16 protein-coding genes are annotated in these 16335 nt (G+C 55.6%); 11 read left to right on the plus strand and 5 right to left on the minus strand.

The annotated features are described in order from the left end of the window. Positions 1 to 136 precede the first annotated feature (136 nt). Positions 137 to 2470: an alpha-amylase family glycosyl hydrolase gene (locus tag A3L02_RS04195; protein WP_088862766.1), complete on the plus strand. Its 2334-nt coding sequence runs from the start codon at positions 137 to 139 to the stop codon at positions 2468 to 2470. Positions 2471 to 2566: 96 nt separating this feature from the next. After that, positions 2567 to 4270, plus strand: a complete 1704-nt coding sequence (gene glyS / locus A3L02_RS04200; RefSeq protein ID WP_088862767.1) for a glycine--tRNA ligase — start codon at positions 2567 to 2569, stop codon at positions 4268 to 4270. On the opposite strand, the gene A3L02_RS04205 is transcribed toward glyS, so the two are convergent. Further along, positions 4267 to 4611 carry a HepT-like ribonuclease domain-containing protein gene (locus A3L02_RS04205; protein ID WP_088862768.1) on the minus strand — a complete coding sequence of 115 codons (345 nt, stop codon included), beginning with the start codon at positions 4609 to 4611 and terminating at the stop codon, positions 4267 to 4269. The genes glyS and A3L02_RS04205 overlap by 4 nt on opposite strands. Next, entirely contained in the window at positions 4604 to 4903 is a 300-nt protein-coding gene (locus A3L02_RS04210) for a nucleotidyltransferase family protein (protein WP_088863827.1), read from the minus strand. Before A3L02_RS04210 ends, A3L02_RS04205 begins: the two co-directional genes overlap by 8 nt. Before the next feature lie 82 nt (positions 4904 to 4985). Between A3L02_RS04210 and A3L02_RS04215 the strand changes: the two genes are divergently transcribed. The 7 genes from A3L02_RS04215 (at position 4986) to A3L02_RS04245 (ending at position 9768) form a co-directional block, all read left to right on the plus strand. Next, positions 4986 to 5723, plus strand: coding sequence for a sulfite exporter TauE/SafE family protein (locus A3L02_RS04215; protein WP_088862769.1), 738 nt, complete (start codon positions 4986 to 4988; stop codon positions 5721 to 5723). A gap of 8 nt (positions 5724 to 5731) precedes the next feature. After that, on the plus strand, positions 5732 to 6235 hold the full coding sequence (locus tag A3L02_RS04220) for a DUF402 domain-containing protein (RefSeq protein ID WP_088863828.1): 504 nt from the start codon (positions 5732 to 5734) through the stop codon (positions 6233 to 6235). Position 6236: 1 nt separating this feature from the next. Further along, positions 6237 to 6521, plus strand: a complete 285-nt coding sequence (locus A3L02_RS04225; RefSeq protein WP_088862770.1) for a DUF167 domain-containing protein — start codon at positions 6237 to 6239, stop codon at positions 6519 to 6521. A gap of 266 nt (positions 6522 to 6787) precedes the next feature. After that, positions 6788 to 7339, plus strand: coding sequence for a hypothetical protein (locus A3L02_RS04230; protein ID WP_088862771.1), 552 nt, complete (start codon positions 6788 to 6790; stop codon positions 7337 to 7339). A gap of 50 nt (positions 7340 to 7389) precedes the next feature. Continuing rightward, on the plus strand, positions 7390 to 8289 hold the full coding sequence (locus A3L02_RS04235; protein WP_088862772.1) for a hypothetical protein: 900 nt from the start codon (positions 7390 to 7392) through the stop codon (positions 8287 to 8289). Beyond that, positions 8286 to 9107, plus strand: coding sequence for an ATP-binding cassette domain-containing protein (locus A3L02_RS04240; RefSeq protein ID WP_088862773.1), 822 nt, complete (start codon positions 8286 to 8288; stop codon positions 9105 to 9107). Before A3L02_RS04235 ends, A3L02_RS04240 begins: the two co-directional genes overlap by 4 nt. After that, the gene (locus A3L02_RS04245) at positions 9085 to 9768 is read left to right on the plus strand and encodes a hypothetical protein (RefSeq protein WP_088862774.1); all 684 of its coding nucleotides are present in this window, start codon (positions 9085 to 9087) and stop codon (positions 9766 to 9768) included. Before A3L02_RS04240 ends, A3L02_RS04245 begins: the two co-directional genes overlap by 23 nt. Before the next feature lie 24 nt (positions 9769 to 9792). Here the strand turns inward: A3L02_RS04245 and A3L02_RS04250 are convergent, their stop codons facing one another. Next, complete coding sequence (locus A3L02_RS04250) at positions 9793 to 10155, minus strand: hypothetical protein (RefSeq protein ID WP_088862775.1); 363 nt, start codon at positions 10153 to 10155, stop codon at positions 9793 to 9795. A gap of 45 nt (positions 10156 to 10200) precedes the next feature. Then, positions 10201 to 11205, minus strand: coding sequence for a phosphorylating glyceraldehyde-3-phosphate dehydrogenase (locus A3L02_RS04255; RefSeq protein WP_088862776.1), 1005 nt, complete (start codon positions 11203 to 11205; stop codon positions 10201 to 10203). A 114-nt stretch (positions 11206 to 11319) separates the two neighbouring features. On the opposite strand from A3L02_RS04255, the gene A3L02_RS04260 reads away from it, so the two are divergent. After that, positions 11320 to 12078 (plus strand): molybdopterin-binding protein, encoded by a 759-nt coding sequence (locus A3L02_RS04260; protein ID WP_088862777.1) that lies wholly within the window; start codon positions 11320 to 11322, stop codon positions 12076 to 12078. Between the two features lie 66 nt (positions 12079 to 12144). After that, entirely contained in the window at positions 12145 to 12972 is an 828-nt protein-coding gene (locus A3L02_RS04265; RefSeq protein ID WP_088862778.1) for a translation initiation factor eIF-2B alpha/beta/delta subunit family protein, read from the plus strand. Between the two features lie 96 nt (positions 12973 to 13068). Here the strand turns inward: A3L02_RS04265 and A3L02_RS04270 are convergent, their stop codons facing one another. Further along, complete coding sequence (locus A3L02_RS04270) at positions 13069 to 16317, minus strand: DUF4350 domain-containing protein (protein WP_237268643.1); 3249 nt, start codon at positions 16315 to 16317, stop codon at positions 13069 to 13071. Positions 16318 to 16335 lie beyond the last annotated feature (18 nt).

Here is a 16335-nt window from a genome sequence, read left to right on the forward strand (position 1 = left end):
CGCACCTCCAAATAATCAAAGCTCGTAACGATAACGAGGGAAACGGTTTATAACTCTTTCCCTGCGCTTTGTGTGCCACCGAACCTCACGGGAAAACGCTATAACCGTGTATCACCAACGGTGAGCAGGTGGTATCATGAAGAAGACGGCATTACTACTTGTGGTGCTCGTTCTCACCGCCCTGGTAAGCGGGTGCATCTCGGCGGGCACCTCCACTCCAACGTCAACAACAGCGCGGAATTCCTCCCTTTCTCCCGCCTCCACAGTCTCTACCGCCCCATCCACTGTCCCCACTTCCACAGCCGCTCCAACTTCCACGGCATCCCACACGCCCACGCACTCCCCCCCGCAGGGAGGGCTTGAACTGCCGTCCGGCAACTACACGCCCATCTACACCGGCTCCGGCGGGGCTTACTCAACCGGGAAGGTTCCCGTCAGGTTCACCTATCACCCCGGAAACGGGACCGTGAAGTCCGTCAGCCTGCGCGGGAGCTTCAACAACTGGGCCGAGTTACCGATGAAGGAGGAGAACGGAACCTGGAGCGTCACGGTTTTCCTGAAGCCTGGAAAGTACGAGTACAAGTACTTCATCAACGGTCAGTGGGTCAAGGATATGTCGGACGACGGCACGGGAAGGCCCTACGACCCCGATGCCGATGGCTACGCGGACGACGGCTACGGCGGAAAGAACGCGGTTAGGATAGTGAAGGGGAACTCCACTTTCTCTGTAGAGTTCGACCCCGGCGACCCGGCCTACCTCAGCGTTGCCGACAACCGGACGGTCATCAGGTTTAAGGCGGAGAGAAAGGGCGTGAGCTCGGCCGTTCTCGTAACGGAGAAGGGGAACTACACAATGAGACTTCAGGTCTGGTGGGACTCGGGGGAAATGTGGCGGGCCGAGGTGCCGTCCGTTGAGCCCACGAGGTACTACATCGTTCTGAACTCCACCGACGGGGAGGGCTTCGTAATCCTCAACACGAGCGAGAACCCCCTCTTCAGCTTCGACGGCGTTGACCGCTTCCCCCAGGTGGAATGGGTGAGCAACGGGATAGCCTACCAGATATTCCCGGAGAGATTCAACAACGGCAACGAGAGCAACGACGCCCTGGCTTTGGACCACGACGAGCTCCTCCTCAACCAGGTCCATTCGGGAAAACCGATACTCTCCAACTGGAGCGACCCGATAACCCCCCTCCACTGCTGCCACCAGTACTTCGGCGGGGACATAAGGGGAATAACCGAGAAGCTCGACTACCTCAGGAGCCTGGGAGTTACGATAATCTACCTCAACCCGGTCTTCCTCTCTGGGAGTGCCCACGGCTACGACCCCTACGACTACTACAAACTGGACCCAAAGTTCGGAACCGAGGAAGACCTCAGGGAGTTCCTCGAGGAGGCCCACAGGCGCGGCATGAGGGTAATCTTCGACTTCGTGCCCGACCACTGCGGCATCGGGAATCCGATGTTCCAGGACGTCTGGAAGAGGGGAACTCAGAGCCCCTACTGGGACTGGTTCTTCGTCAAAGAATGGCCGTTCAAGTTGGGAGATGGGAACGCGTACGTCGGCTGGTGGGGGCTCGGCAGTCTTCCAAAGCTCAACACGGCCAACCCGGAGGTGAGGGAGTACCTCATAGGCTCGGCCCTTCACTGGCTCGACTTCGGGTTCGACGGGATAAGGGTCGACACCCCGGGCGATGTTTTGGATCCGGGAACCTTCTTCGGCGAGCTGAGGGAGAGGGTGAAGGAGAAGCATCCGGACGCGTATCTGCTCGGCGAGATATGGACGCTGTCGCCGGAGTGGGTTAGAGGGGACCGCTTCGACTCCCTCATGAACTACGCCCTCGGGAGGGACATCCTGCTGAACTACGCGAGGGGTTACCTGAGCGGGGAGGCCGCTATGAAGATGATGGGGCAGTACTACGCTTCCTACGGGGAGAACGTCGCCGCAATGGGCTTCAACCTCGTTGACTCCCACGATACCTCCAGGGTCCTCACGGACCTCGGCGGTGGAAGCCTCGGCGATAGACCGGGCAACGAATCCATCCAGCGGCTCAAACTGCTCTCCACTCTCCTCTACACCCTCCCCGGAACCCCGGTGACCTTCCAGGGGGACGAGAGGGGCCTGCTGGGCGATAAGAGCCACTACGACGAGCAGCGCTATCCGATACAGTGGGACCACGCGAACGAGGACGTGTTGAACCACTACAGGGCCCTGGCGAGGCTCAGGGAGAGCGTTCCCGCCCTAAGGAGCAGTGCCATCAGGTTCTACACCGCGAAGGACGGCGTTATGGCGTTCTTCAGGGGGCACGACGATGAGGTTCTGGTGGTGGCCAACGCCTGGAAGAAGCCCGCGGAACTGGAGCTTCCGGCAGGGGAATGGAGGGTCGTCTGGCCCGAGAACTCCACGCGCCGGCTCTCCGGAACCTTAGAGGTGCCACCCATCGGCGTCCTCGTGCTGGAGCGGGGTTGAAGCTGAAGCCATCCTCTCTCATTTTTTGACGTCCCGACGACTCCCTCTCCAAAAGCTTTTTATGAAATGGCCTTACTCCAGTTTCAGGTGGTGAGAATGGCGGATAAGTACGGGATTCTTCAGGATTTGATGAGGAGGAGGGGCTTCGCCTGGGGGAGCTTTGAAATCTACGGCGGTGCGAGGGGCTTTTACGATTACGGCCCGCTGGGGGCCACGATAAAGAGGAAGATCGAGCGGAAGATAAGGGAGGCCTTTCGGAGGGAGGGCTTCTTCGAGCTCGAGACCCCGGACATAACCCCCGAGAGGGTCTTCATAGCGAGCGGCCACGTTGAGAAGTTCGTTGACCCGCTCGTGGAGTGCAGGAAGTGCGGGGCGAGGTTCAGGGCCGACCACCTCGTCGAGGAGGCCCTCGGGATAGACGCGGAGGGTATGAGCGCGGAACACCTCACCCAGCTGATAAGGGAGCACGACATCCGCTGTCCGGAGTGCGGCGGTGAGCTCTCGGACGTGTGGTACTTCAACCTGATGTTCGAGACCAAAATAGGGCCCTACGGCGACCAGAAGGGCTACCTGCGGCCCGAGACGGCCCAGGGCATCTTCGTGAACTTCAAGCGCCTGAACGCCTTCGCGAGGAACAGGCTCCCCTTCGGCGTCTTCCAGATAGGCAAAGCTTACAGGAACGAGATATCGCCGAGGCAGGGGATGCTCCGTCTGAGGGAGTTCACGCAGGCCGAGGCGGAGATATTCTTCAATCCCAACGAGACCGAACATCCTCACTTCGACGAAGTCAAACACGAAGTCCTAAGGCTCTACCCGATAGAGCACCAGCTCAAGAACCTCGGTATGATCGAGATAACGGCGGAAGAGGCCGTAAAGAAGGGCTACATAATGAACACCCTCTTCGCCTACTACATGGTCATGGTCAAGAGGGTTCTCCTCGACATCGGCATCCCCGAGGAGAAGATCAGGTTCCGCCAGCAGCTCCCGGAGGAGAGGGCCCACTATTCAAGGGACACCTGGGACGCTGAAATCCACAGCGAGCGCTTCGGCTGGGTCGAGTGCGTTGGAATAGCGAACAGGGGCGACTACGACCTGAGCAGGCACATGAAGATGAGCGGCGCCGACTTGACAGTCCTCATTCACTACGACGAGCCGAAGATCGTGAAGAAGCTTGAGGTAAGCCTCAACATGAAGAGGGTCGGACCGAAGCTGAAGAAGGACGCCAAGAGAATAAACGAGCTGATCAAGGACTGGGACGAGGAGAAGAAGCGCGGACTCGTTGAGCTCCTCGAAAAGGACGGGAAAGTTACCATCGAGGGCTACGAGCTTGAGAAGGACGACTTCATAATCAGCGAGGTCGAGGAGAAGATAACCGGTGAGAAGATCGTCCCGCACGTCCTCGAGCCGAGCTTTGGTATAGACAGGCCGTTCTACCTGCTCCTTGAGAACAGCCTCGTCATCGAGGAGGACAGAACCTACCTGAGGATCAAGAAGGACATGGCGCCGATTGAGGTAGCAGTGCTTCCCCTTGTTGCCAAAGAACCTCTCAAGAGCATAGCCTACGATATCTTCAGGACGCTCCAGAAGGAGGGCTTCATAGTCGTCTACGACGAGAAGGACACAATTGGGAGGAGGTACCTCCGCTACGACGAGATTGGAACTCCCTACTGCGTAACCGTCGACAACCAGACGCCCGAGGACGGGACCGTGACGATCAGGGACCGCGACACTAGGGAGCAGGTCAGGGTGAAGATCGAAGAACTGCCGGGGAAGTTGAAGGAACTTATTTTTGGAGGTTAGCACTCCCCCTGGATTATCCGTTCTACTTCCTCTTTTAGTTCTCCAATCTGAGAGCTGACGATGACCCATACTACCGAAAGGTCAACGCCGAAATAGTGATGGACAACAACGTTTCTCAGGCCAACCACCCTTCTCCAGGGAATGGACGAATATTTCTCCCGGATACTCTCTGGGATGTTCTTCGCAGCTTCTCCGATTATTTCAAGGTTTCTCAGAACTGCGTCAACAGTTTTTCTATCCTTTACGAAGGTTTCAAAATCATAGCCCTCGGTATATTCTTCGATTCTCTCGATGGCCTCCAGGATATCGGTAAGGAAGAGACACGGATCACGCTTAGACATAGACAAGTTCCCCCTTTATATGCTCCCAGAACTTCTTCCGGCTCATTGCGGCGTTCTTTGTTATGAGATCAACCTTTACCCCCAGCAGGGACTCGAGGTAGTCCTTTAAATCTACTATCTCCCAGCCTATCGGCCTCTCAAATTCGACGAGAATATCAAGGTCGCTGAGCTCGCCCTCCTCGCCCCGTGCGTAGGAGCCGAATATGGCTATACTACTGACCCCGAAACGCGTGCGGAGCTCATGTTTGTGTTCCTCCAAAGTCCTCTTGATGTCTTCCAATTTCCGCTTCATCATTTTAACGTATAGGCCTTCATAATAAAAATGCTTTGCCAACACCCAACAACCCTTTAAGGGCTTTCACCAACTTGGGCATATGAGAACCCTGGTGCTCGCCATCGTATCCCTCTCCGCGGGCTTCATAGGCTCCCTCATGAGTGGCGGGAGCATCGTGATATTCTCCCTGCTGACCTTTCTCGGAATTCCCGTGCAGAGCGCCGTTGGAACGCTAAAGGTGGCTATAGCGGCGTTAACCCTTGTCTCTGCTCTGACTTACTACCGCGGCGGTGCCGTTGAGGTGAGAACCGCCCCGTACCTTGCTATCTTCTCTATAGCAGGCGCCCTTGCCGGCAGCTACTTCTTTGCATCAATCCCTGAGAAAACAGCGGGAATCGTGGTGCTTCCCCTTCTCTTTGTCGGCATCTACCTCTCTATCCGGGGCGAGCCGGAAGAAATGCCACCCAAAAGCGGGAGCGCGAGCTGGATGCACGTTTCGGGAGTGGGCTTCATCATAGGTGCCTACATCGGGATCCTCGGCATAGCGTCCACGCTCGTAGTGATAGCCGCTTTGAGGGCCTTTTTCGGAATGGACATGCTTAGGGCCAACGGAACGGCCAAGGCGATAATATTCGCCAACAATCTCGTTGCTGCCATCGTCTACGGGCTGGGAGGGAAAATCAATGGCGAACTGCTTCTCCCGATACTCATCCCGGTATGCCTGGGGGCGTGGCTCGGCGCCAGGGTCGCCCTAAAGCTTGGAAGCGAGAGGCTCCGGTGGGTTTATCTTATCCTCGGTTCCGTAACTGCCTTAAAGCTTCTGGGTGAACTCGTTTGAGGGGGAGAATGAGGAGGGTTCGCCTCATATACAAACGCATTCCGAACAGGGTTCTTGAGCGTGAAGACGAGGTCATAGCAGATTTTGGAAACATCGTTGTTGCAAAGTCGGAGTTTTCGGGCATGCTTGCCCCCCTTCTTGTGAACGGAGTTAAGGTCATAGACAATGGCTATAGGATGGTGTACTTCGCCTTCATTGGGGAGAACTATGACATCCTCAAGGTTTACGATAAGAATGGAAACTTTAAGGGGCTTTACATGGACGTTTTAGCTTACACGAAGCGGTACGGGAACACGATTGAGATGCTTGACCTGTTCCTGGACATCTTCGTCTTCCCCAATGGAGAGGCCTTCCTCCTCGACGAGGACGAGCTTGAGATGGCGCTCAACTACAGGCTGATAGACAAGGAGACCATCGACTTCGCCTACTCTGTTGCAAATGAGATACTCGAAAAGCTTAAACGGAAGGAGTTCCCGCCGGAAATAGTCTGGAAGTACGAGTGGGGGGACTGAGATGAAGTTCATCAAGGAGACCAAGGATGGAGTTCTGCTCCTGATCCACGTCCAGCCGAAGGCTAAGAAGAACGCGATTGAAGGGGTAGATGAGTGGCGCGGGAGGCTGAAAGTTAGAATAGCGGCTCCGCCAGTGGAGGGCAAAGCCAACAAGGAAGTTGTGAAGTTCTTCTCGAAGCTCCTCGGAGCCGAGGTCAGCATAGTGAAGGGAGAGACGAGCAGGGAGAAGGACCTCCTCGTTAGGGGGCTGAGTGGGGAGGAAGTGAAGAGAAGGCTGGGGACCTAGCTTTTTCGGCCCTCAGCCCTCCCTTAAGGTGGAGTGCTCCCCTCTTGATAAGGGAAAGGTCTTCGACGACTTGAGGAGGGAGTTGATGAGCTTAACCTGCTCGCTCTCTGATTCATCAGAACCACACAATTGTAATTAATTACAACCCTTATTTCCCAGTTTTATATGCGCCAAGTTCTAATAATACCAACATAAAAAGAAAAAGCTTATAAGGTTAAACTACCACAACAATATGCCCATCCACCGTAATGGGGGGGGGGGGGCAAATGGAGATAAGCAGAAAATACCTGATGGGGTTGTTTGTTGGGCTTGTCGTACTAGGGCTTTTGAGCCCGGCAGTATCCGCAGGAATTCCTGGAAGCGTGACTCTGAAGATAAAGCAGGAAACCTGGTGGGCTGAAGCAGATGTATACACCACTATATACTACCGTGTTGAGACTGGATCCTATGGAATGGTCAAATTCTCCCCATTAGGGCCCCCGTATAACTATATCCACTTTGGAAGCCACTCGGGAACAGGCAGTGATGCATATTGGAGATCCATGACAGCGGCTACTTCAGAGTACAAACACTATGCATCAGGCAACTGGCATGTTGAAGCATTGTGGAATTCTGCAGATGGAACCATGGAAATGTGGCTATGGATCGAATACTCCGAAGCAAGCATTATGGGCACTAAGGACTTTGGGATAGAGTCTCTTGGAGAGCCATATTTAGCAGTAAGATACACTGTTGATAGCAGTGGGGGAAATACCCTTGCAGATGAGATAAAGAACATCGCAATAGGAGTTGTCACGAGCTATGTTGTTTCAGCGTGATATTTTTCTATCTCTTTACTTTATAACATCAATCAAAGGGGGTATATGAGATGGAGAAACGGAGGACATATCTAATCTCCGGCCTTATTTTCATCCTGCTGGCGTTTGGAATCGTTCTCTATCCCATAGCAACGTACTTCTTTGGCATCTACCTCGGCTCAAATCACGATATTCACAAACCCGGAGCGTATTTCACATACGCTGGGGCACTGCTCACCGAGCAGTACGTTTACCATTTTGAAGTTCTGGAAAACGGCAGCTACAACTTCACAGCTATCCTCTACAAAGGTTTGAAACTCCCAGGGTACGGGTACAGCCAGGACAGAAGCCCTCCGAAGGACTGGAGGTGGCCATTCTTTGGCTCAAAGCCTTCAACAGTTACCAAAGTTTGTGAAGTCCACAGAGTACTGCCAGAAAACGACAGCCTCGTCCAGTTCCTCTTCCCGGAGAAGACCGTCTACGTACTCAATGAGAGTCGCGAAATCGTGCCCCTGGTTGGACTTGATGAAGATGGCGGATATGTGAACTGGTACTTCCTGCCCCGCTATTTGGGATTTCCAAGGCTTTATGCCCCAAAAGGCCTCGAACGCTTTAACCGAACCTTGGCCATAAAATTGAATTCCTCGGTATATTTCCCAGTAGTGAGATATTTGAAAGGAGAAAATGGATACTATGCAATTGCAGTTCATCCCAAACTTCCTGAAGTTCTTGATCGTCTTGGACTTAGAAGGTTCTTCAACGAGTCGTGTCTTACCCGCGATCTCGATAGGTACTCTAGCCCAGGAGGCTTCCCCCAGGTCATGCTAGTCCGTACGAACGTCCAGCCCTTCTCCCAGGACTGGGGAGAGGCCTTCAAGTACAGCTTCACCCACTATGCGGCACCGGTGGACTATGTGCTTCTCCTTGCGGGCATAATACTCCTGATCCTCGCGGGGAGGGCAAACGGATGAGGGTGGAGGCAGAGAACCTAAAGGTCAGCTACGGGAGGGTCTGGGGGCTAAAAGGAGTCAGCTTCAATGCCAAGGCCGAGAGAATAGCCGTCGTGGGGCACAATGGAAGCGGAAAAACGACTCTGCTTTCAGTTCTTTCTGGTCTGAGAAAGCCAACGGAGGGGAGGGCCACTATAAACGGTGAGGAACCCTACAGCAGAAAAGACAAATGGGTCGCCATAAGGTACTCCTTTGAGAAGCCTCAGTTTTCTATTCCCATTAAGGTCAAGGACTTAGTCGAGACTCTGAGAGTAAACGACAGGTGCTCTCTTGTTGACGAACTCGTCGAAGAGCTTGGAATAAAAGAGTTCATCGATCAGCGCCTCGACGGTCTCTCCAGCGGTCAGGCACAGCTGTGCAACCTTCTCATGGCCCTTTCCTGCGATGCAGAGGTGGTCATTCTGGACGAGCCTACAGCCCATCTTGACTCATACAGGGCAGGGATAATAGATGATCTGCTTTCCAAGAGGAAGGGGCTCATAATAGCGACCCACGACCCGGAGGAAGGAGAAGCGGTGGCGGAGCACTTCCTCATACTGAAGGAGGGAAGGCTCGTATGGGAAGGTAGCAGGAGGAAGCTTTTTGCAGAGGGGGTCTATGAAATAACCCTGGCCGAAAACGGGGGCAAACTCCCGGAGGAGGTTCAAGTCGTCCACAGCTTTGGGGCAATAGTAGTAGCCCGGGCTGATGAGGAGCTTTTAAGTGAACTCTTTAGAAAGGGAATAATAGCGGGCTTCAAACGGGCGGGGTTGCGCTATGCTTACGCGGAAAGCCGTTAAATGGTACCTGAAGGGGCTCTTTCCTCCTGCCGCAACTTCTGTTCTCCTACTGCTCACCTTCATTGCCGCAGATTCATCCCTGAAGGCGATAAAGACCTACGGGCCGGGCCAGTTCATCTCCCTCATGGAGTATATCTTTTTTCCGATCTATGCCCTCCTCATAGGTTCCCATGTGTTCCGGGACTCTAGGACAACGATATTCGAGCTCTCAGTGTTCAACGGTCCAAAAAGGGTGTTCATCGGCAGACTTACATCAGTGACCATCGGCCTTCTACCGGGGATTGCAGGTGTTGCACTCTTGGCCTGGTGGAGGGGATATACCTACTTCGTTTCGCCCCTGCTCCTCAAAATCCCCATCTACATTGCATTCATAGCCGTGCTCATGACCTACCTCGACTCCCTAGCCGGAACGCTTATACTCTTCGTCCTCACCTCCGCCGTTCCTATGTCCTTCAGCGTGCTCCTTGGAAAGCCCAACGGGGACACCGTGAACACTCTCATGAGCGGCCTCGCATACCTTTTTGCACCTATTACAGCAACAAAATATGAACCCTTGTTGAGCATCGGAAACTCCACCGGCTACAGCCTGGCGATAATTCTCTCAATATTGCTGATTTTATGGGCATACACCGCCTTTTCAAGAAGGGAGTTTGTTCCCTGATCTTTTCTTTTTATACCCACAAGCTCAGTGGTACTTCAGAAAGGCCATGTAGAAGAAGGCCCCGCCAGCAAGGGCAAGCCCGCCGGCGAAAACGTAGAGAAAGCCCTGCCCTTTGTACCTGATTTTGACGGTGTAACATCCGCTGTCAGGCGAATACGAGTAATCAAGAGGAACCCTGCGCAGGATAACGTTCTGCCTGTAGGCGACGAAGGCATCACCGCTCTCCCCAGAAACCCGGAGGAAACCGTCCGAGACGCTGACGTAGTAGTCCCCCAGCTTTCCGTGGGATCCCTCGCAGAATTCACCACTTAACGTCTGCCCGGGATAAACGAGGGCAAGAACCGCCAGTGCCAGCCCGAGCAGGAGAAGGTACTCTTCGGCTTCCATCTTCCATCAAAAAGGAATTGGGAGCGAGTTTAAAGACATTTCTGCTCACTTCAGAATTCCAAGGCTCTTGTTCGTCTTCTTTATGCTCTCCCACTTGCCGGCCATCTCGAACATCGCCCTTATGGCATCCACGTTCTCCGGAACGACGTCGCTCTCCTGGTGGACGGCCTGGATGTAGAAGAGCCTGTTGCCCTTCACGCTTATGCTCTCCTTCCAGACTGCTATCTCGTAGAGGTTGTTCCACTCGCGGTGGAGATCCCTTGCGAACTCTATGAGCTGGGCGGTGCTCTCAAAGCCCCTCTCCTTCTCGAAGAGGAGCACGCGAGTTGTATCTTCAAAGATATCGATGACGTCCTCCCTCGTGAGGGGCTCCTTCAGCTCGACCATCACGCTGTGGACGTGCATGAGCGTCGTCGGAACCACGAAGGCCGTCGTCTCTATATTAACTGGAATAACCGTCTGGACGTCCGGCCCGTGGTGCGACGGCACCTCTACGGTCGGCTTTATGGCGTTGACCGGGCCGCGCCTGCTGTCGTCAGGGTCGGCGGCCCTCCGTATCATGACGGCGTAGGCGTAGTCGATGTAATCCTTTATGGCGTTCAGCGTCCTCGTTAGGCCCGTCGTGTTGCAGGAGACGACCCTGACGTAGTCCCTTCCGAGAGCTTTTTCGTAGTTTGCCTGGGCCACGAAGGAGACCTCGGCGGTGCTCGCCTTCTCGCCGCCTTCAAAGACCGCCTTGACGCCGGCCTTTTCGTAGAGGGGCCTGTTCTTCGCCCCCATGCCGCCCGGGGTGGCATCGATCACAACATCGACCTCCTCGAGGAGATCACCGAGAGTTCCCGCGACCTCAAAGCCTGCTTTCTCGAACCTCGGCAGGAACTCTTCGCTCGCGGCGTAAACCGGGATCCCGAGTTCCTTCGCGCGGTAGGCCTCGAAGTCCGGCTTCGTCTTCGTCACGCCCATGAGCCTCATATCTTTCTGCCTCATGACCGCGTAGGCCACGCGCTTCCCTATCGTTCCGTAACCGTTGACCCCGACCTTCACCTTCACGGTACCACCGGGGATTTTATGATCATAAAATACTTAAGCCTTGTTTTCACTCCCGGTGAAAAGTCGCCGGTGGGATTATAAGGCCCCACGCCGAAAGAGCCCCGGGTGGTGAAGGTGTTCGCCGAGGTGCTCACGATAGGCGACGAACTGCTGACCGGGAACACCGTGGACAGCAACTCCGCGTTCATCGCGAAGAAGCTCACGGAGAGGGGCTACTGGGTGAGGAGGAAGACGACCGTTGGAGACGACGTCGGGGAGATAGAGGGCGTCATCCGGGAGATCCTCGAGAGGAAACCCGAGGTTTTGGTGATCTCCGGCGGTCTCGGGCCGACACACGACGACGTCACGATGCTCGCGGTTGCCGAGGCCCTCGGAAGGAAACTCGTTCTCTGCGAGCCGTGCCTCGAGAGACTGAGGGAGTTCTACAGGGAACTCCACGAGAGGGGCATGATAGACGACCCCAACCTGAACGAGGCCCGGAAGAAGATGGCCTACCTTCCGGAGGGCGCGGAGCCCCTTGAGAACACCGAGGGGGCCGCACCCGGCGCTTACATCGAGCACAGCGGTGTTAAGATATTCGTGCTCCCTGGAATGCCCCGCGAGATGAAGGCCATGCTCGAAAACGAGGTGCTCCCGAGGATCGGGGAGAGGAGGTTCATCCAGAGGAAGCTCCTGGCGGAGATAACGGACGAGAGCAAGCTCGCGCCGATACTCAGCGAGGCCCTAAGGCGCTTTGAGGTCAGGATACACTCCTCACCCAAGGGATTCGGCAGGTACATCGGGATAATACTCTTCGGCGAGAACGAGGGGGAGATAGAGAGGGCTAAGACGTTCATGGAATCGCGGGGAATCCGCTTTGAGGAAGGCTGGTAACGAAAGGGTGATAAGGAGAAACGTCTGGATTTTCATCCTTCCCTCCAACAGGACGCGGTGATAACCATGCTTCCGGCGGAGGTTCGCTCTATACTCGAGGAGATGCGCGCCGAGCGCGTAAGGGGGGCAAGCTGGCTCGCCAGAAGGGGCGCTGAGGCGTACATCGTCCTCTCCGGGTTGCTCGAGGGGGAAGAACTCAGAAGGGCGCTCGAAGAGATGAGGAAGGAGATCCCGGACGTCAACAGGACGATGGCGTCCCTCTACAACCTCTCACGCTTCATGCCGGTAACCGGAGATCCAGAAGTGGTGAGGGCAAAAGCGGAGGAGTTCATTCGCCTGAGTGAGGAGGCGAAGCGCGAGATAGGCAACATAGGGAGCGAGCTGATAGACGACAACGAGGTTGTAATCACTCACTCCTTCTCATCGGCGGTCCTCGAGATCTTCAGGGTTGCGAAGCGGAAGGGCAAGCACTTCAGGGTTATACTGACGGAGAGCTCGCCGGACTTCGAGGGGCTCGCCCTCGCGCGTGAACTTGAGTCCCTCGGCGTTCCCTTCGAGATCATAACCGACGCTCAGCTCGGCCTCTTCGCAGGTAAGGCCACGCTCGCCTTGGTCGGGGCGGACAGCGTGACGCGCGACGGGGCGGTCGTTAACAAGGCCGGGACCTACCCCCTCTCCCTCTCCTGCCACGACAACCGGGTCCCGTTCTACGTCGCGGCCGAGGGCTTCAAGCTCCATCCGGAGCTGAGCTCCGATGGGGTTGAGATAGTCGAGAGGCCCTACGCGAGGAGGGGCTACCGCGTCAGGAACTACCTCTTCGACGTTACACCCTGGAGGTACATCCGCGGAATAATCACCGAACTCGGAATCCTCGTGCCCCCGAAGGAGATTTGAGGTTATTCCATTGCCCTTTCATGGCTCCCCTCTGCTCTTCCGATTCGGTGACGGTGTCAAAGAACAGAAAAGATGAAACCGAAGGAAAGAAAAGGATCAGATCTCGCGGGCGAGCCATAGGAGGGCGCCCTTAACGAACGGCCAGTTGCTGTTTATGTACTTGCTGTAGTAGGTGTCGCTCAGGGCCTTGCTCGAGCCGTAGGCTATTATTCTGCCCTTTCCGACCTCTACGGCGGCCGCGACCACGGGGTTGGTGCCCTTGGCGTTGACCACGTTTCCGTCGGCATCAACCGAGTAGGAGGTATCGTATGCCTTGATCAGCCACCTGGCCTCGCCGCCGATGGTAAGGGTCTGGCCGTTGTAGTAGATCTTCCAGTCCTCCGGAACGAACTTCATCGCCGGGTGGGCGGTGTTGTAGAGCCCGACGAACGGATAGTATGGCCTTCCGCTGTTCACATCGTCGTCCATAAGTTCATCGGCGTTGAACTTGATGCCGTACTTCTCAGTCAAGGCGTTGAGGCTCTCGATGTTGGAGTACTTGTACCAGTCCCCGGCTATGAAGAGTCCGCCACCGTTCTCGACGTACTCCTGAAGCGCCGCAATCTCGCCCTGCGTCAGGTCGTCCTTCGGGTTGAGGATCATCACGACATCGTAGTCTTTAAGCAGGTCGTAGGTGAGCGGTAGCGTGTTTACCTCCACCTCCCAGCCGAGCTCGTCCTTGATCTTCTCGACGAGCCCGCTGACGCCGACCTGCTCCACGTAGTACTGCCCGTGGGATGCGTCGATGAGGACTTTGGTTATCTTAATCGTTATGTTGGTCGACGGGGTGACGTTCGTCTGGTTCGTGGGGACTCCACCGGTTTCGTTTCCGGGTGTTGTTTCGTTTTCCGGTGCCGGCGGGTGGCAGAGGGGCTCCACCTGAGAGTAGGTCTTCTGAAGGATGGGAAGCACGTACTCGAGCTCACCCTTCACTTCCCTGCTCATCAGCGCGGCCCTTCTGATGTGCACCATGACGGGGTAGTAGTGGAACTTCCTGTATGGGTTCTGTTGGACGAGCAGGCCCTTGAGGGCCTCGTATATGGAGTACTCCTTCTCTATCTCCTCCATGGTGGCGTTGATCCACTCCACGCTGGACTCGAGGTCTCCAAGGTTAACGCCGCAGGAGGCGAGCTCGTTGACAAGTCCCGTGAAGTTCTCGTAGAGCGGGGTCACTTTCTCCATTTCCCTGCTGTAGAGCATCTCGTAGTAGGGTGTCAGGCCGTAGGCGATCTGGTACGGGTTGGGGACGACCAGGTAATGGTAGTACCTCTCGTCCGCTATCTCGCCGGTTCCATCGAGGACGCGAACGGTTACGGTAAGGTCGCCCGTGAAGTCCGGAGTGTACGTGAACTCGTAAACAGCGGTCCCGTTGACCTCGATAACCTGAGTCTCCCGGCCTATTTCCTTTCCGTTGGCGAGTATAACAACTGTAACGTTGTCCTCGAGGGTTCCGTGGTTGTAAACCTTGACACTCAGCTCCCGTGGAATCCCCCTGAGCATGGGGCCCGAGACCTCGAAGGTCTCCACACCTATCTTCGGGACGTAGGGTTTCACGTCATCGGGGGAGCGAGGCTCTATCTTGTAGTCCCCGTAGGAGTACCACAGGATCCCCCCGATGTACTCGTACCTCGCGTGGTCCGGGGCATAGTCATAGAATTTGTCGTCTATCCTGACCGGGCCGCTTCCATCATCGACGAGCCACTCGCCGTAGCCGAGGTCGGGGTCGACGACCCTAACGTCCCTGACCTCAACGAGTACCCCTTCCCACTTCTCCTGCGAGACGTTACCAGTTGGGAGAACCACGGGGTCGGGAACATCGGCGGTCCCCATGACTTTTATCTCTCTCTGGCCTTCATCCGTACCCGCATAGTTGAGCTCCGTGAAACCATAATACTCGTTGACCTTCGCCCGAACCAGTACGTAATCTCCAACGCTGACGTCAACCCCGGATTGGCTTCCGGTGTAGACCCAGATTCCGCTCCACGGCCCCGTGCCGTTCTGGATGGCAAAGCCGCTGGAAGTAACGAAGGTCACCACACCCACCGTACTCACGACCTGACCCTCGTAGGCCGAGGCGTCCCCGTCGGTGGTGTTGCCCTGGATCTCCTGAATCGGGACTACCGGCAGGATATCGTTTTCGTCCCTCGGTTCGATCTTGAAGTTGCCGTACGAGTAATACAGCACACCCGTGATGTAATCGAACATCTGTCCCTCACTGGGGGTGTAGTGATACATCAGGTCATCGACCCTGACGGGACCGCTGCCGTCGTCAACCTCCCACTCGCCGTAGCCAAGGTCGGGGTTGGTAACGATGACGTTCTCGATCCTGACGAGGACGCTCTCCCACTTCTCCTGGGAGACGTTACCAGTTGGAAGAACGACTGGATCCGGAACCTCGGCGGTTCCAAGGACGGTTACACTTGGATCCGTTATCTCGGTTAAGCCATATGACTCCGAGACCGTCCCGGTCACCCTGACGTAGTCGCCGATGTCCACGCTTGGAGAAGTCCCAAGATAGACGTAGATTGCACTCCATGGCCCCGTGCCGTTCTGGATGAAGAAGCCTTTTGAGGTGGTTGCGGTAACGACCCCCTCGGTGGTGACGGTCTGACCCTCGTAGGCCGAGGCGTCCCCGTCGGTGGTGTTGCCCTGGATCTCCTGGATAGGAACCAAAGTTCCCGAAGATCCGGAGACTTCATAAACCACTTCGAGGTAAGGATGATTTCCATAACTGCTCTCCTTGGAGTTATAACCTATGCTCTCCGTGACCGACCCTTCACCGTCTGAGATTAGAACAAAGCTGATGATCTTGTCGCCCGAGAACTCCGCCTTGACGAAGTCCGTGACGTTCCACGCAGACCAGTGCCTGCCATCTGTATCAACAAGGTCCTTATCGAGGAGCTCCCCGGCGGGAGGCTTATTGTTCCAGGTTATTGTGTCCTCGCTCCATGAATCGTCGGAGACCGCGTATGCACTGATGTTAACTGGGGTGGAGTACGCCCCACTGTATGTGTACGCGTAGAGGGTCGCGTTGATTATAACGGCGTTTTCGGGGAGACCTGAGAGATCGAATTTTAGATACGCCCTTTCGTTGGAATTGTCCCGAGAGTACGTGCCAACGTACAGGGAGTCGTAGGAGCCGTAGTTTGAGTCGGGGGTCGAATCCTTGACGTACACGTCGTCGCTGGGGGCTATCTGAGTGGTCTGGATGTTCGTCCCCGAGTCCGCGTGGACCGCATGGAACGCTGTTGGGGGCACTATGCTCAGTATCAAAATCAGCGCTATTATCATCCCTGCCTTTCTCATGGGATCACCCAAAAAAAG

Origin of the sequence: Thermococcus celer Vu 13 = JCM 8558, assembly GCF_002214365.1 — an archaeon.
Taxonomy (GTDB): Archaea; Methanobacteriota_B; Thermococci; order Thermococcales; family Thermococcaceae; genus Thermococcus; species Thermococcus celer.

Bases quoted from the DNA above. Each gene is read 5' to 3' on its own strand.
- A3L02_RS04195 (WP_088862766.1), top strand. From the start codon at position 137: ATGAAGAAGACGGCATTACTACTTGTGGTGCTCGTTCTCACCGCCCTG.
- glyS (WP_088862767.1), top strand. From the start codon at position 2,567: ATGGCGGATAAGTACGGGATTCTTCAGGATTTGATGAGGAGGAGGGGC.
- A3L02_RS04205 (WP_088862768.1), bottom strand. From the start codon at position 4,611: ATGTCTAAGCGTGATCCGTGTCTCTTCCTTACCGATATCCTGGAGGCC.
- A3L02_RS04210 (WP_088863827.1), bottom strand. From the start codon at position 4,903: ATGAAGCGGAAATTGGAAGACATCAAGAGGACTTTGGAGGAACACAAA.
- A3L02_RS04215 (WP_088862769.1), top strand. From the start codon at position 4,986: ATGAGAACCCTGGTGCTCGCCATCGTATCCCTCTCCGCGGGCTTCATA.
- A3L02_RS04220 (WP_088863828.1), top strand. From the start codon at position 5,732: ATGAGGAGGGTTCGCCTCATATACAAACGCATTCCGAACAGGGTTCTT.
- A3L02_RS04225 (WP_088862770.1), top strand. From the start codon at position 6,237: ATGAAGTTCATCAAGGAGACCAAGGATGGAGTTCTGCTCCTGATCCAC.
- A3L02_RS04230 (WP_088862771.1), top strand. From the start codon at position 6,788: ATGGAGATAAGCAGAAAATACCTGATGGGGTTGTTTGTTGGGCTTGTC.
- A3L02_RS04235 (WP_088862772.1), top strand. From the start codon at position 7,390: ATGGAGAAACGGAGGACATATCTAATCTCCGGCCTTATTTTCATCCTG.
- A3L02_RS04240 (WP_088862773.1), top strand. From the start codon at position 8,286: ATGAGGGTGGAGGCAGAGAACCTAAAGGTCAGCTACGGGAGGGTCTGG.
- A3L02_RS04245 (WP_088862774.1), top strand. From the start codon at position 9,085: ATGCTTACGCGGAAAGCCGTTAAATGGTACCTGAAGGGGCTCTTTCCT.
- A3L02_RS04250 (WP_088862775.1), bottom strand. From the start codon at position 10,155: ATGGAAGCCGAAGAGTACCTTCTCCTGCTCGGGCTGGCACTGGCGGTT.
- A3L02_RS04265 (WP_088862778.1), top strand. From the start codon at position 12,145: ATGCTTCCGGCGGAGGTTCGCTCTATACTCGAGGAGATGCGCGCCGAG.
- A3L02_RS04270 (WP_237268643.1), bottom strand. From the start codon at position 16,317: ATGAGAAAGGCAGGGATGATAATAGCGCTGATTTTGATACTGAGCATA.